The sequence below is a fragment of the gamma proteobacterium symbiont of Scutellera amethystina genome, assembly GCF_059730845.1.
In genome coordinates, this window is sequence record NZ_AP035935.1 from 1,019,417 (window position 1) to 1,033,354 (window position 13,938).

At 58.7% G+C, this 13,938-nt stretch carries 10 protein-coding genes; 9 read left to right on the top strand and 1 reads right to left on the bottom strand.

Annotated elements, in window-relative coordinates; translation table 11 throughout:
* Window positions 1–2 precede the first annotated feature (2 nt).
* The 7 genes from AC6I79_RS04585 (at window position 3) to rpoS (ending at window position 9,142) form a co-directional block, all read left to right on the top strand.
* A complete protein-coding gene (locus tag AC6I79_RS04585) occupies window positions 3–1,073 on the top strand; it encodes an SIS domain-containing protein (protein ID WP_058771484.1) in 1,071 nt (356 codons plus the stop codon).
* A gap of 30 nt (window positions 1,074–1,103) precedes the next feature.
* Window positions 1,104–2,471, top strand: coding sequence for a PTS transporter subunit EIIC (locus AC6I79_RS04590; protein ID WP_125310172.1), 1,368 nt, complete (start codon window positions 1,104–1,106; stop codon window positions 2,469–2,471).
* Window positions 2,472–2,550: 79 nt separating this feature from the next.
* Window positions 2,551–3,942, top strand: a complete 1,392-nt coding sequence (locus AC6I79_RS04595; protein WP_159377831.1) for an OprD family outer membrane porin — start codon at window positions 2,551–2,553, stop codon at window positions 3,940–3,942.
* Between the two features lie 11 nt (window positions 3,943–3,953).
* Window positions 3,954–5,798: a glycoside hydrolase family 9 protein gene (locus tag AC6I79_RS04600; RefSeq protein WP_498027596.1), complete on the top strand. Its 1,845-nt coding sequence runs from the start codon at window positions 3,954–3,956 to the stop codon at window positions 5,796–5,798.
* Between the two features lie 385 nt (window positions 5,799–6,183).
* Complete coding sequence (locus tag AC6I79_RS04605; RefSeq protein ID WP_021507341.1) at window positions 6,184–6,810, top strand: protein-L-isoaspartate(D-aspartate) O-methyltransferase; 627 nt, start codon at window positions 6,184–6,186, stop codon at window positions 6,808–6,810.
* Between the two features lie 166 nt (window positions 6,811–6,976).
* Window positions 6,977–8,098 (top strand): murein hydrolase activator NlpD, encoded by a 1,122-nt coding sequence (gene nlpD / locus AC6I79_RS04610; RefSeq protein ID WP_058771487.1) that lies wholly within the window; start codon window positions 6,977–6,979, stop codon window positions 8,096–8,098.
* A gap of 51 nt (window positions 8,099–8,149) precedes the next feature.
* Window positions 8,150–9,142 carry an RNA polymerase sigma factor RpoS gene (gene rpoS, locus AC6I79_RS04615; protein ID WP_021507339.1) on the top strand — a complete coding sequence of 331 codons (993 nt, stop codon included), beginning with the start codon at window positions 8,150–8,152 and terminating at the stop codon, window positions 9,140–9,142.
* Window positions 9,143–9,232: 90 nt separating this feature from the next.
* Here rpoS and mutS read toward each other — a convergent pair whose 3' ends face one another.
* On the bottom strand, window positions 9,233–11,776 hold the full coding sequence (gene mutS, locus AC6I79_RS04620) for a DNA mismatch repair protein MutS (RefSeq protein WP_159377983.1): 2,544 nt from the start codon (window positions 11,774–11,776) through the stop codon (window positions 9,233–9,235).
* 471 nt (window positions 11,777–12,247) lie between these two features.
* Between mutS and mltB the strand changes: the two genes are divergently transcribed.
* Both mltB and AC6I79_RS04630 read left to right on the top strand, forming a co-directional pair.
* Entirely contained in the window at window positions 12,248–13,330 is a 1,083-nt protein-coding gene (gene mltB / locus AC6I79_RS04625; RefSeq protein ID WP_031279678.1) for a lytic murein transglycosylase B, read from the top strand.
* Window positions 13,331–13,416: 86 nt separating this feature from the next.
* A complete protein-coding gene (locus tag AC6I79_RS04630) occupies window positions 13,417–13,752 on the top strand; it encodes a zinc ribbon domain-containing protein YjdM (RefSeq protein ID WP_021507336.1) in 336 nt (111 codons plus the stop codon).
* Window positions 13,753–13,938: the final 186 nt, after the last annotated feature.

Consider the following 13,938-nt stretch of genomic DNA (forward strand, 5'->3'; position numbering starts at 1 on the left):
TAATGAAACCCACCATGATGACCTACATCCACCAGCAACCCGAGGTGCTGAGCCATCTGCTGGCGTGCTATCCGCAGGGATTACCGGTGCTGGGCAAGGCAAAAACAGTGCTGATTCTGGCCACCGGCTCCAGCATCAACGCCGCGCTCAGCGCCAAATATTACGTTGAGCAACTGACCGGCGTACGCATCAGCGTGCAGGAGCCGTTTCATTTTCAGCATTACGAGCAGTGGGATCCGGCGACCGATTTGGTGATCGCGATTTCACAAAGCGGCGAGAGCACTTCGACGCTGGCAGCGATCGACGCGCTGAAAAAACAGCACGGCGTGGCAACCTGGGGCATCACCAGCAAAATCACCAGTCCGCTGGCGCAGGCGGTGGATCACGCGGTAGACATCATGAACGGCGAGGAGCGCGTCGGTTATGTCACCAAAGGCTATGTCGCCACGATCCTGACGCTGATGCTGATTGGCGTGCACAGCGCGCGCCACAGCGGTCGCCTCAGTGCAGAGCAGGAGCAGCAGGCGCTGGCGCAACTGCAGCGCGGCGTCGACGCGATTCCGGACATCATCGCCCGCACCGAGCGCTTCTGGCAGCGCTGGCAGGACGATCTCACTGCGGCGCCACGCTTTATCTCGATTGGCTTTGGTCCGGCGATTGGCGTGATCAAAGAGATGGAGACCAAATTCAGCGAAACGGTGCGCGTGCCGTCGCAGGGCATTGAACTGGAAGCGTTTATGCATGGCCCCTATTTCGAAATCAATCCGCAGCACCGGCTGTTCTTCATCGACGTCGAGGCGCCGGTGCGCGAACGCCTGCAGCTGCTGCGCCAGTATGAGCAGCGCGTGACACCGCACGTCTGGAGTCTGTGTCTCGGGGAGAGCGATGATGCGCGCACGCTGGCACTCGGCGTGGAGGTCAGCGAATGGATGGCGCCGCTGCTGATGGTGATTCCGTTCCAGATCCTCGCGCATCACATCGCTGAAGCCAAAGGCAATAATCTGCCGCAGCGCATATTCACTGATTTTGGCGTGGCGATGAAGAGCAAAACCAAACCGGGTGATTACGACTAACGCCGGGCGCGAGCCATAAGGATAACAACAATGAAACTCGATTACGTGAAGCTGGCGCAGGCCATCAGGGAACAGGTCGGCGGCGACGATAATATCAGCCATATTTCACACTGCGCCACGCGACTGCGGCTGACGATAAACGATCTGGCCAGTGTCGATATGCCGGCCATCAGTAACCTGCCGGGCGTCATCCGCGTGGTGAACGCGTCCGGACAGCTGCAGATTGTGGTCGGGCCGCAGGTCGAACAGCTGTATCAGGCGATGCAGCAGGGCGCAGCGCCGGTGGCCGAGCCGGTGAAGCCCGGCAAAGACGAGCGCGGCGTTGCGGGCAAAATGCTGGCCACGCTCGGCGCTATCTTTACGCCCTACATTGGCGTACTGGCCGGCATCGGGGTGATCAAAGGCATCATGGTGCTGCTGCAGACGCAGGGCTGGGTGGCGGACGATGACCTGCTGTTCGCCATGTTCAACGCGCTGGCCAGCGGCGTGTTTGTCTTCCTGCCGCTGTTTATTGCCGTTACCGCGGCAGACCGTTTCGGTGCCAGCCGTTTCACCGCGCTGGCGCTGACGGCGGCGATGGTGTTTCCGCTCACCCAGCCGGATCTGCCGGCGCACTTTACGCTGTTCGGCCTGAGCATCAGCCTGAAGATTTACGGCGGCGCGGTGATTCCGGCGATTCTGGCGGTGCTGCTGCTGAGCAAGGTTGAGCACCGACTGAAACAGTGGATCCCCGAGGTGGCAGCGCTGGTGTTTGTGCCGTGCCTGTCGCTGCTGATTTGCGGCTTTGTGGTGTTCACGGTGATTGGCCCGCTGGCAGATTACGTTGGCGTCGGCATCGCCAGCGGCTACAGCTGGCTCTATCAGCTCAGCCCGATGATCTCCGGCGCGCTGCTGGCGGGCATTGGTCAGCTGTTCGTGGTGTTTGGTGTCCACTGGGGCATCATCCCGCTGGCGCTGATCAATATTCAGGTGCAGGGCTACGACACCATCATGGCGATGTTTATGTCGGCGGTGATGGGGCAGTTTGGCGCGGTTACCGGCGCGATCTTCATCGCCCGCAGCCTGCGCGACCGGCAGATTGCAATCTCGGCGTCGCTGTCAGCGTTCTTTGGCATCACCGAACCGGCGCTGTACGGCGTCAATCTCAAGTACCGCATGCTGTTTATCTTCGGCTGCATCGGCGCGGCGCTCGGCGGTGGCATCACCGGGCTGTTGCAGGTGAAAACCTACAGTTTCCTGCCGGTGCTGAACGTGTTTGAACTCGGCCTGTTCGAAGGCCCCGAGTCGAAGATGATCTATGAAGTGGCGGCAATTGCCGTGGCTTTCCTCACCCCATTCATTCTGACGCTGATTTACGGCCGCTGGACGCTGCGCAGCGTGAATAAAACCGGCGCCTGATGCGCTGATTCGTTAACACCAAAACAGGGAAATCGCATGCGGCTGCTTCGCAGGGCCGCGTGCACCTTAAGGAAAGGTCATGAACACATTCACCAGGAGAAAAAAGGCAGCGCTGCTGCCGCTGGCCACCCTGATGCTGGGCGCGGCACCGCCGGCGCTGGCGGAAGGATTTGTTGAAGACAGCACGCTGGAGGGCACCATCTATTACTGGCAGCGCCACCGCGAGCGCAAAGATCTCAATCCAGACAGCGCACACTATCAGCAGTATCAGACCAACCTGCATCACAGCACGCTGACCGGCGCGCTCGATTATCAGTCCGGCTATCTGGCCGATGTCGTGGGCATTGATGTGGCGGCCTTCGCCACCTGGGATCTGTTTGAAGGCAGCCCGGCACATCCCAATGAGATCAGCTTCAGTCACGGGCCTTCGATGTGGGAAGACCGTGGCGTTGGCGAACGTAACGGGCTGGATCTCTACCGTGCCGCGCTGAAACTCAAAGCCGGTGACTACTGGCTGCGGGCCGGTTATATCCAGCCGAGCGGCCAGACGCTGCTTGGCACCCAGTGGGGATTTCTGCCCGGCACCTATCAGGGCGTGGAAGTCGGAGCGGTCTATGACTACGGCGACGCAGGCGCGCTGTCGCTGTCGTGGATGGGCGCCAACAAGTACAAAGCGCCGTGGTACCGCAAAATGTACGAGTTTCGCGAAATCGACCGGCAGACGCGCATTCCTTATCTGCACTCGCTGGGCGCGAAGTATGACTTCAAAAACGGCAACACGCTGGAGCTGGCGTGGGGTGAATCTCCGCATTATCTCGACAAATATTTCGCCAAAGCGGCACGCCAGACCACGCTGTGGGATAACCCGTTCAGCGTCAGCTGGCAGTTCTACGGCTCGCAGGATCGTACCGGTCGGCATGATGTTTACGATGAGTTTGCCTGGCAGCAGGGCCTGACGCTGGCGTACCAGTGGGATCGCTACCAGTTCCGGCTCGAGGGCAGCGCAGTACACGCACCGGGGAAACAAGGTTACTACACCGTGGCGATGACGCCGATCTATCCCAACTCCGCGGGCCGCATCGATATGTGGTGGGATTCGCGCTCTGACTTCAACGCCGACGGCGAAAAAGCGCTGTTCGCGGGCCTGATGATCGATCTCAGCGACATCGTCTGGCCGGGCGTCAGCATCGGTGGCTCGTTTGCCTGGGGCTGGGACGGTAAACCGGCGCGCGGCGGCGACTGGTCGCAGCAGCAGCGCCTGACGGAAACCGCCATCAACGGCGATCTGGTGTGGCAGGTGCAGTCCGGCTGGGCCAAAGACACGGTATTTAAGCTGCATCTCACCGCCTACAACAATCATAGCGATAACCCCAGCTGGGGCGGCGGCTATGGCAACGTTTTCCAGGATGAAAAGGACGTCAAATTCATGATGATTGCCCCTTTTAGCCTGTTCAATCACTCACGACACTAAGGATGATGACCATGAGGATTCGCTTCTCCGCGCTGACCGCAGCGCTGTTACTGGCCGGGCTGGCGCACGCCGAAACCCACGTTTTAATCAATCAGGTCGGCTACGATGTTGCCGCGCCGAAAAACGCCATCGTGCAGCTGACCGGCGACTCGCGCGCTAAGCCGCCGGTGAAATTTACCCTGCTGGATAATGAGACCAATAAAGCGGTGCTGAGCGGCACGCTGCAGCCGCAGGGTGACGTGCCGGGCTGGGGCGATCGCACCTTCTATCGTGCCGATTTCTCCGGCTGGCAAACGCCGGGCCGCTACGTGCTGCAAACCACCAGCAGCGACGGCGATGTGCGCTCCGGGCCGTTCATTATTGGTGCCGATCTGCTCGAGCGCTATACGCTGTCCGATGTGATTGCCTATTTCAAAAGCCAGCGCGTCACCGGCCTGTTCGATAAGGCGGACCGCAAACTGCCGCTGCCACCGGGCACCGGCAGCGGTACGGTTGACGTCCACGGCGGCTGGTATGACGCCACCGGCGATTATGGCGTGCACCTGTCGCACCAGAATCTGACCTCTTACTTCAATCCGCAGCAGGCGCCGCTGGTGGCGTGGAGTTTACTGCGCGGTTATCAAAATCTCGGGGCGCGGGATAACCCGAACTTTGATGAGTATCGCCGGCGCATGCTCGACGAAGGGCTGTACGGTGCCGATTTCCTGGTGCGCATGAAGCGGCCGGGGGAATCCTTCTTCCAGGCGATCTCCTCGCCGGGCAAAGAGAAGCTGGCTCAGGACCGGGTGATCGCCAATCCCAACTGGCGCACGCAGATCAAAGAGAAGGAGTCCGATTCCACCATTGTTGAAGAGGAGGCGGTCGGCCCGCTGGCGTGGCAGGCCAGCTTCCGCTCCGGTGCCGGCATGTCAATTGCCGCGCTGGCGCTGGCCAGCACCATGGAGAATGACGGTAACTTCACGCGGCAGCAGTATCTGCAAACCGCAGAAGATGCCTTTGCCTTCCTGCAGAAAAATAACCTGCGCATGGTGAACGACGGCAAAGAGAACATCGTGGATGATTACACCGCGCTGCTGGCGGCTACCGAGCTGTATCGCGCCTCGCAAAAAGCGGTCTATCTGGCTGCGGCGCAGCAGCGTGCGGAGAGCCTGATGGCGCGACTGACGTCGCTGGATAACTGGCATGACTACTGGCGTGCCGACGGCGAAAAACGCCCGTTCTTCCATCCGTCCGATGCCGGTCTGCCGGTGATCGCACTGCTGGAGTACGCGCGCATCGCGCCGCAGGCGCAGCAGGCGAATATCCGCCAGACGGTAAAACGCTCGCTGGGCTTTGAGCTGGCGGTGACTAAAGAGAGCAATAACCCGTTTGGCTATGCGCGCCAGCTGGTTCAGCTGAAATACGGCGTGAAGCGCACCAGCTTCTTCTTCCCGCACGACAGCGAAGCTGCGCCGTGGTGGCAGGGCGAAAACGCGCGTATCGCCTCGCTGGCCGCCGCCGCCCGTCAGGCGATGCCGCTGTTCGCGGACGATAAAGCCTTTACGCAGCAGCTGCAGAGTTATGCCTGGGATCAGCTCAACTGGATCCTCGGTCATAATCCGTACGACGTCAGCATGCTGACCGGCAGCGGCTATCGTCACATCAGCTATCTGTTCTTCAATTCGTGGAAATACACCACGCTGCCGGGCGGTATCGTCAACGGCATCACCGGCGCGTCGAATCAGGTGGCGGACGGTATCGCCTTTGATGAAGGCTATGCGGTCACACGGAAGGATGACGACTGGCGCTGGGCGGAAGGCTGGCTGCCGCACTCGGCCTGGTATCTGTATGCGGTGAGCTTACCGGATCGTCACTGAGGTGATAAATCAGCCCGGCTTTCCGCCGGGCTTTTTACTGGGTGCCATTGCGTTTGACTGCTTATTGTTGCGACAACTGCCGACGGTTGCGTGATTTACGCCTACCACTTCCCGCGCCTCACCGCTAGAATGCAAACATCCTTGTGCCGCCAGCGCAGGACCGCTTGCGCCGCTGAAGGCGCAAAACGGGCGCGGCGGTCGGTGGACCGGTTAATGAAAAAGGTCAGAATCAGATGCGGATACGGCTCAGCAACGATGATGGAATTCAGACTCCCGGCATTGGCGTGTTCCCTGGCGTGAAGACATTACGACAGGTTGATCCTGGCGCCGGCGTGGCGCGGAAGAGGGCAGGCGACGGGCTGTACCAGGCTGAGGTGAATCCGGCATGGTAAACCGGCGCATCGAAACGCTTCTGGCCCAACTGCGCACGCAGGGTATTCACGATGAGCATTTGCTGAAAGCCATCGCTGATGTCCCGCGTGAACGCTTTATCGACGAGGCTTTTGAACATAAAGCCTGGGAGAACGTGGCGCTGCCGATTGGCAACGGCCAGACCATTTCTCAGCCTTATATGGTGGCGCGTATGACGGCGCTGCTGGAGCTGAACCCGACCTCGCGCGTGCTGGAAATTGGCACCGGTTCGGGTTATCAGACCGCCATTCTCGCGCATCTGGTTAACCACGTTTACTCGGTTGAACGCATCAAAGGGCTGCAGTGGCAGGCGAAACGCCGCCTGAAGCAGCTCGATCTGCATAACATTTCCACACGCCACGGCGACGGCTGGCAGGGCTGGGCCGCGCGCGGGCCGTTTGATGCCATTATTGTGACTGCCGCACCGCCAGAAATTCCGACTGCGCTGATAGCGCAACTGGGAGAAGGCGGCAAAATGGTGCTGCCGGTGGGTGAGGACCAGCAGGTACTTAAGCGCCTGCGTCGTCAGGGTGGTGAAATTATTGAAGAAACGATTGAGCCGGTGCGCTTTGTGCCGCTGGTTCAGGGCGATCTGGCATAAAGCCATCTTACGTATTTCTTCACAATCGTTACATGGCATGGCGCAGTTGATATTGTTACTATCCTTGTTAATCAATGCGAAAGCGCGTTTTTGACGGCACAGCTAGTGAATCATGCGGTCAACGTCGACACACAGTTTTATCCAGGATTGCCATCACGGGGGATCAATGAGCACGGGAAGCACAGTATTTCAATTACGCCGTCTGGCGGCACTTTCACTGGTCGGTTTTTGGCTGGCAGGCTGTAGCTCTGGCGACAACACACAAGCCCCCATCAGCCAGATTGGCAGCAACAGCGGCGACAGCGGTATGGCTGCTGCTCCCACCACAGGCGGCATGATCGCCGCGCAGAACAGCACCGTGCCGGCGATGCCGCGTGGTGGAATGTTAAGCGGTGGTACACCATCAGCCGCGCCTGCGGGTGGAATGGTTAGTGGCAATAATAATGTGACCACCGAAAATGGTCGTATTGTGTACAATCGCAATTATGGGAATATTCCTAAAGGCAGCTACGGGGGTGAAACCTACACCGTTAAGCGAGGCGATACGCTGTTCTATATCGCCTGGATTACCGGCAATGATTTCCGCGATCTGGCACAGCGCAATAATATCGCGGCGCCCTATAGCCTGAGCGCCGGGCAGACGTTGCAGGTGGGTAACGGTAACGGTCAGACCATCACCGGTGGTAACGCGATAACCGCAGCGGATGCCACGCAGGGCGGCGTTCCGGTGGCATCGAATCAGACGCAAATTAAATCCACCCCTGTTGCACAGCAACCTGTTATTACGTATTCTGATGATTCGGGTTCGACAGGCGGGAAAATGCTGCCGTCGAAAGGGGCAAATAATGTGGCAACGACCACAGCTCCGGTTACCGCACCGCCCACAGTTAGCAGCACAACTAATAGCACAACACCAGTGGGAAGCTGGCGTTGGCCGACTGATGGGAAGATCATCGATAACTTCTCCGCTGCGGAAGGCGGAAACAAAGGGATCGATATCGCCGGGTCGCGTGGACAACCTGTCGTCGCCACTGCATCAGGACGAGTGGTATACGCAGGCAACGCGCTCCGCGGGTACGGTAATTTAATCATCATCAAACACAACGATGATTACCTGAGTGCCTACGCCCACAACGATACCATGCTGGTCCGGGAACAACAGGAAGTTAAGGCGGGGCAAAAAATCGCTACCATGGGTAGCACCGGAACCAGTTCAGTAAGATTGCACTTTGAAATTCGTTACAAGGGGAAATCCGTAAACCCGTTGCGTTATTTACCGCAGCGATAATCCGGCAGAACCTTAGGTGTTCTGCCCTTGGATCACGGGTAGGAGCCGCTTATGAGCCAGAATACGCTGAAAGTTAATGAGTTACACGATGATGCGGAATTCGAGGAGAACGGAGCTGAGGTTTTTGATGAGAAGGCTCTCGTTGAGAACGAACCTGGTGATAATGAAGTAGCTGAAGAAGAGTTGCTGTCACAGGGTGCGACGCAACGCGTTCTGGATGCGACGCAGCTTTACCTCGGCGAGATTGGTTATTCACCACTGTTAACGGCGGAAGAAGAGGTGTTCTTCGCCCGTCGCGCATTACGCGGTGACATTCCTTCTCGTCGTCGCATGATCGAAAGTAACTTACGCCTGGTGGTAAAGATTGCCCGTCGTTATAGCAATCGTGGTCTGGCGCTGCTGGATCTGATTGAAGAGGGTAATCTCGGCCTGATTCGCGCCGTAGAGAAGTTTGACCCGGAACGCGGGTTCCGCTTCTCAACTTATGCCACCTGGTGGATTCGTCAGACCATTGAACGGGCTATCATGAACCAAACCCGTACCATTCGTCTGCCGATTCACATTGTTAAAGAGCTGAACGTTTACCTGCGTACCGCGCGTGAACTGTCGCACAAGCTGGACCATGAGCCGAGTGCGGAAGAGATCGCCGAGCAGCTGGACAAGCCAGTTGATGACGTAAGCCGTATGTTGCGTCTCAACGAGCGCATTACGTCGGTTGATACGCCGTTAGGCGGTGATTCCGAGAAAGCGCTGCTGGATATCCTGGCCGATGAGAAAGACAACGGTCCGGAAGACACCACGCAGGACGATGATATGAAACAGAGCATCGTTAAGTGGTTGTTTGAACTCAATGCCAAGCAGCGTGAAGTGCTGGCGCGTCGTTTCGGCCTGTTAGGCTATGAAGCGGCAACGCTGGAAGATGTGGGCCGCGAAATCGGTTTGACCCGTGAGCGTGTCCGTCAGATTCAGGTTGAAGGTCTGCGTCGTCTGCGCGAAATTCTGCAGACGCAGGGTCTGAATATCGAAGCACTGTTCCGCGAATAAGCCGTAGCTGGCAATAAAAACGGTGACCATAAGGTCACCGTTTTTTTATGCCTGTCATTCAGGCCGGCGCGCCGTGCACGCGCCGGCAGGTTACATCAGGGTTTTCAGACGGTAAATCCACTCCAGCGCCTGTTTGGGCGTCAGGCTGTCCGGGTCGAGCGCTTCCAGCGCTTCCACTGCCGGCGAAGTTTCAGCCACCAGCAGCGGCAGCTGTGAGCCCTCCACCGTTGAGCCGGCAGAACTGCCCGACAGCGCTTCCAGCTCTTTTAGCTTGTGGCGCGCACGCTTTATCACCTCTTTCGGCACACCGGCCAGCGCCGCCACGGCCAGGCCGTAGCTCTTGCTCGCGGCGCCATCCTGCACGCTGTGCATAAAGGCAATGGTGTCACCGTGTTCTACCGCATCAAGATGCACATTCACCACGCCTTCCATTTTCTCCGGCAGGGTCGTGAGCTCGAAGTAGTGGGTGGCAAACAGCGTCATGGCTTTGATGCGATTCGCCAGGCTTTCGGCACAGGCCCAGGCGAGCGACAGGCCATCATAAGTGGACGTCCCGCGGCCGATTTCGTCCATCAGCACCAGGCTGTTTTCGGTGGCGTTATGCAGAATGTTGGCGGTCTCGGTCATCTCGACCATAAAGGTAGAGCGACCGGAGGCGAGATCGTCGGCGGCACCGACACGGGTAAAGATGCGATCGATAGGGCCGATCACTGTCTCTTCCGCTGGCACATAGCTGCCGATCCAGGCCATCAGTGCAATCAGGGCCGTCTGCCGCATATAAGTACTCTTACCGCCCATGTTGGGGCCGGTAATGATCAGCATGCGACGCTGCATCGAAAGCGACAGCGGGTTGGCAATGAACGGCTCTTTCAGCACCTGTTCCACCACCGGATGGCGACCGGCGGTGATGCGAATCCCGGCTTTCTCCTGCAGCACCGGGCGGCAATAGTTGAGCGTCCAGGCGCGTTCGGCCAGGTTGGCCAGTACGTCCAGTTCTGCCAGCGCCGCGGCGCTCTGCTGCAGCGCTTCGAGGTGCGGCAGCAGGCGATCGAACAGCTCGTCATACAGGCTCTTTTCCAGCGCCAGCGCTTTGCCTTTCGACGTGAGAACCTTGTCTTCGTACTCTTTCAGTTCGGGAATGATATAGCGCTCAGCATTTTTCAGCGTCTGGCGGCGGACGTAATGGATAGGCACCAGATGGCTCTGTCCGCGGCTGACCTGAATGTAATAGCCGTGCACAGCGTTGAAGCCAACCTTCAGCGTATCCAGCCCCAGTTTTTCGCGCTCGCGAATCTCCAGGCGGTCAAGATAGTCGCTGGCGCCGTCGGCCAGCGCGCGCCACTCGTCCAGCTCGGCGTTATAGCCGGGCGCGATAACACCACCGTCGCGCACCAGCACTGGCGGCGATTCGATAATGGCGCTTTCCAGCAGTTCGCGCAGTTCGCTGAAATCCCCCATCCGGTCGCGCAGCACATTCAGATGAGGCGCGGCCACGCCCGCTAACTGGGTATTGAGTTCTGGCAATTGCTGGAAGGCATGACGCATGCGCGCCAGATCGCGCGGACGCGCGGTGCGCAGCGCCAGACGTGCCAGAATACGCTCCAGATCGCCCACCTGGCGCAGCACCGGTTGCAGTTCTTCGCTCAGCGACTGCAGTTCGGCAATTGATTCCTGGCGGCGCGTGATGGTGGCCACGTCGCGCAGCGGCATATGCAGCCAGCGCTTCAGCATGCGGCTGCCCATCGGCGTGACGGTTTTATCCAGCACCGCCGCGAGCGTATTTTCGCTGCCGCCCGCCAGATTCTGGGTGATTTCCAGATTGCGCCGGGTAGCCGCATCCATGATGACGCTGTCCTGCTGGCGCTCCATACTCAGCGAGCGGATGTGCGGCAGCGAGGTGCGCTGCGTATCTTTGACATACTGCAGCAGACAGCCCGCCGCGCGCAGCGCCAGATGCGCCTGCTCGACGCCAAAGCCGCTGAGATCGCGCGTGCCAAACTGCAGGTTTAACTGCTGACGTGCGGTGTCGATTTCGAATTCCCACAGCGGACGCCGCCGCAGCCCGCGGCGCTGATCGATCAGCGTCATGGCCTGCAAATCCTCCGGATAGAGCAACTCTGCCGGATTGGTACGCTGCAGTTCGGCCGCCATGGTCTCGATATCGCCCGGCTCGCTGAGGCGGAAACGCCCGGAGCTGATATCCAGCGTGGCGTAGCCAAAACCGCGCTGGCTCTGGAAGATGGCTGCCAGCAGGTTATCCTGGCGCTCCTGCAGTAACGCTTCATCACTGATGGTGCCGGGCGTTACTATGCGCACCACTTTACGCTCAACCGGCCCTTTGCTGAGTGCCGGATCGCCAATCTGCTCGCAGATCGCCACCGATTCGCCCAGCTGAACCAGCTTCGCCAGGTAGCCTTCAACGGCATGATAGGGCACGCCGGCCATCGGGATCGGTTCCCCGGCGGACGCACCGCGTTTGGTCAGCGAGATCTCCAGCAGCTGCGATGCGCGTCTGGCATCGTCGTAGAACAGCTCATAGAAATCGCCCATGCGATAAAACAGCAGGATGTCAGGATGATCGGCCTTCAGGCGCAGGTATTGCTGCATCATGGGGGTGTGGCCACTGAAGTCCATTTGCTCTGCTCCTTTCATCTCATTCTCACTCAGGATTCACTCTTTTGATTTCCGCTGGCTGGACAGGGGCAGCCGGGGATGGATGGTTATCACACTGGCGGATAACGAAAGGGCAGATGTTAGCATTTTTGCGCAGCCCGCTTCATCCGCCAGCCGATGTTTCTGGCTGGCGACCATATCAAATTGCGACAGGCGGTAAAAAGCAAATTTTACGCGGCGGGGAAAACTGTGGAGCCAGCACGCAAATTCGGCGCTTAGCGCGGCCGGGCACTGCCGCTGCCGCGCTACAGGTGAGTGTCAGTTCGGTCAGTGCACCCCTTACCTCTGCGGCGTTTTCATTACCTGAGCAGAGATATGGCTGGTCATAACTGCAGAATCACAACGGGCGTAAATTTACGACATTGCTCTGTAAGTCGCTTCGTTGAACGATTACCATGAGCATTCGTGTTTCATCTGGCTTATGGATATCCGATGCGTTTTAAGGTTGCTCTTCTTCCGCTTATTTGTTTGCTTGCTGCCTGCAGCAGTAAGCCTGCCCCCCAGCAGCAATCCGCCGTTGTGCCTGCACCGAAAGGGGGGTTTTTACTGGAACCTTCTCACGCCATTCAGCCGATGTTTGGCGACTTTGCCGGTAATCCGGCGGCAGAACAATTTATCGATCAGATGGTGGCGAAGCACGGTTTCAACCGCGACCAGCTGCATGCGGTCATTGGCCAGGCGAAGCGACTGGATTACGTGCTGCGCCTGATGGATCAGCAGGCGCCGAGCTATACGCCGCCGAGCGGGCCGAACGGCGCGTGGATTCGCTATCGCAATAAATTCATCACCCCGGATAACGTGCAGAACGGCGTCGCCTTCTGGAATCAATATCAGGATGCGCTGCAGCGCGCCCAGCAGGTGTATGGCGTACCGCCGGAGATCATCGTCGGGATTATCGGGGTGGAAACACGCTGGGGTCGGGTGATGGGCAAAACCCGTCTGCTGGATGCGCTGGCGACGCTCTCGTTTAGCTATCCGCGCCGTGCCGCTTACTTCAGCAGCGAGCTGGAAACCTTCCTGCTGATGGCGCGCACCGAGCAGGACGATCCGCTGGATCTGCGCGGCTCTTTCGCCGGTGCCATGGGCTACGGCCAGTTTATGCCGTCCTCCTATAAGCAGTATGCGGTCGATTTTAACGGCGACGGCCATATCAATCTGTGGGATCCGGTGGATGCCATCGGCAGCGTTGCCAACTACTTTAAAGCGCACGGCTGGCGTTCCGGTGAAAACGTCGCCGTGCCCGCCAGCGGTCAGGCACCGGCGCTGGAGAACGGTTTCAAAACCTCTTATTCAGTGAATACGCTGGCGGCCAGCGGTCTGGCACCGCAGGGTTCGCTGGACGGCAACAGCCAGGTCAGCCTGCTGCGGCTGGATCTCGGCACCAGCTATCAATACTGGTACGGTCTGCCTAATTTCTACGTGATTACGCGCTACAACCACAGCACGCACTATGCCATGGCGGTGTGGCAGCTGGGGCAGGCGGTCGCCCAGGCGCGTCAGGGCAACATGCTTTAATCCTGTCCTTATAAAGTATGAGGGTATAAGATGGCGCCCGTTTTGCGGTGCCTTCTTCATCGCATACCGACCACTGAGGAATATGTATGACGACTTTACCTGCCTGCCCGGCCTGCCAGGCAGATTACACCTGGCAGGAGGGTGAAAACCTGAACTGCCCCTCCTGCGGCCATATCTGGTCCGCCAGCGCGGATGACAGCAGCGAAGGGCTGGTAGTGCGCGATGCCAACGGTAACCTGCTGGCAGATGGCGATAGCGTAACCGTAGTGAAAGATCTCAAGGTGAAAGGCAGCTCTTCCACCCTGAAAATCGGCACTAAAGTGAAAAGCATCCGTCTGGTTGAAGGTGACCACAATATCGATTGCAAAATCGACGGCTTCGGTCCGATGAAACTCAAATCTGAGTTTGTGAAAAAGAACTAATTGCAGGACGGCCATGCGCCGTCCTGTTGTTTTCCCCCTCAGGTTGGGCTGGTAACCACAGCTTCGCCAGCGCGCGATATCGCCATGTCCTAGCCTGCTGTCTCTGATTCCGCTGCGCCACTCACACTTTTCCGGCAACCGCACTTTTCTCTTCGCGCCTCGCGCAGCAAAACAGGTAGTGTGTGA